We start from the raw sequence: 1,263 nt of genomic DNA, 5'->3' as shown, positions 1-1,263 counted from the left end.
GAACTTGAACGCGAGCGCGGAATTAATAAACAGTTACGAGAACACAATCAAAGAGCAAGAGAACTTACTGGCGGACTTACGGAAACAACTAACCGCAATGTCAGAAACCTACAAGAAGCAGTCAGCCTTATCGGCGAGATACGCGCAAAGCTCAAAGTTCTGGCGGACTTTTACGCTAATAGCGATCCCGGTAACAGCGGTAATTAGCGGCGGCGGGGTGTGGGCGGTAAACAGGTAGTTTTTTTTAGTAAAAAGCGAATTAAAGGAGCCATATGCGGTTTACAGCTATATCCATTTCCCTGTCATATTCGCCAAAAATCATATTTACTACCTCCGAAGCTAATTAAGCCGCTCTTTAATTTCTTCGACAGACAATCCCTGATTTAACAACCCAAGGAAATACTGACGGTCTTCTTCGCGAGCTTCTTCCCTGCCTTTTTCGCGTCCTTCCTCGTGCGCTTCCCTGCGGTTCACGGCTATATCCATTTCCCGATCATATTCACCAAAAATCATATTTACTACCTCCGAAGCGTGAGCTTCCAAATACTCCTTCAGTATATTATTCTTTATACAGTATTCTATCACAGGGTTTATCAATTCTTCAAGCGTCAATCCTTTCGCCTGATACTCCCTGATTTTGTTTATAAAAAGGCTGTAGCCATTCAGACTTTCACACTTTTTTAATATTTCGGGATTATGTCCGTGGTTTATATTGTATACAGGTGCAATTAATTCCAACGGTATTTTATCAATGGTCGATTTAAGCCCTTCGATATCCATAAAAGCGTTGGAAAGCTTTAATTCCGTATAATCGGGATAATCGTCCGTACCGTTGTACAAGACGATAAATTCGGGTTTGGGAATTTTCACAAGATTTTTTTGATACTTTTTTTCTTTATCGACTATTTTCTGATATATTTTTGTCGTGTATTCAAGTAAGCGATAGGGTATGTTCTCACTTATTGTAGACTGATGTTCAATTAACACAACAAGGCGTTTGTCTAGTAAGAATGAGACATCGTTTATCTGCTTCATAACAAGAACGTTTGAAAGGGTATTAATATCAATAGGTATATCCGGCGGAATAGGGATACCCTCTATAGCCGAGTAGAGTTCTCGCAGGACATCCGGGTTACTGAACAGTGAAGAAAAAACGCTGTTCTTGTGGTTTCGGTTAACATTTTCCATAAAATGTCCTCCAAAATAAGATTTGTAGTTGACCGCCCAAAACGGTTTTTTAAAAACTACATACCCTATATGGGT

General features: G+C 40.0%; 2 protein-coding genes. One reads left to right on the top strand and one right to left on the bottom strand.

All coding sequences use genetic code 11. The features are described from left to right. Nucleotides 1-207: hypothetical protein (locus ACYVRH_RS12890; RefSeq protein ID WP_461257302.1), on the top strand; the 207-nt coding region annotated here is incomplete at its 5' end. A gap of 132 nt (nt 208-339) precedes the next feature. Here the strand turns inward: ACYVRH_RS12890 and ACYVRH_RS12885 are convergent. Next, the coding region (locus ACYVRH_RS12885) for an Rpn family recombination-promoting nuclease/putative transposase (RefSeq protein WP_461257301.1) at nt 340-1,263 on the bottom strand (924 nt) is incomplete at its 5' end.

The sequence above is a fragment of the Treponema sp. R80B11-R83G3 genome, assembly GCF_054786115.1.
The sequence above is the reverse complement of the archived record's forward strand: the minus strand, read 5'-3'. Positions and strand labels throughout refer to the sequence as shown.